The following is a 276-nucleotide window of genomic DNA, read 5'->3' on the forward strand; positions in this document are numbered from 1 at the left end:
GGGATGTTTAGAAAAAGCATTCATATAACGAAGTGCGTTACTAGCTCGCATTTCGCCTGAACCTAGAGCTCTTCTTTCCATCACATCCGCAATAGCTAATAACCTGCCAAATAAATAATCACGGTCCATATTTTCTGTATCTAAAGCCACTTGGCATCCCTCCTGTTTATTTAATAGTGCACAAGTAATGCTGAGTGTTTTTTCCCATTCCCAGTTATCCATAGACACAGGGTTAGAAGCACGTTGATAAGCACTTTTTACAATATCTAATGGGAT

At 39.1% G+C, this 276-nt stretch carries 1 protein-coding gene; it reads right to left on the reverse strand.

Annotated features, from left to right (window positions below; translation table 11 throughout):
• Positions 1–276, reverse strand: a 276-nt coding sequence (locus SB822_RS56785) for a type I-C CRISPR-associated protein Cas8c/Csd1 (protein ID WP_410859064.1), incomplete at both ends; no start/stop codon positions are given.

The sequence above is a fragment of the Paraburkholderia sp. SIMBA_054 genome (assembly GCF_046534875.1).
In the GTDB taxonomy this organism is placed as follows: Bacteria; Pseudomonadota; Gammaproteobacteria; order Burkholderiales; family Burkholderiaceae; genus Paraburkholderia; species Paraburkholderia hospita.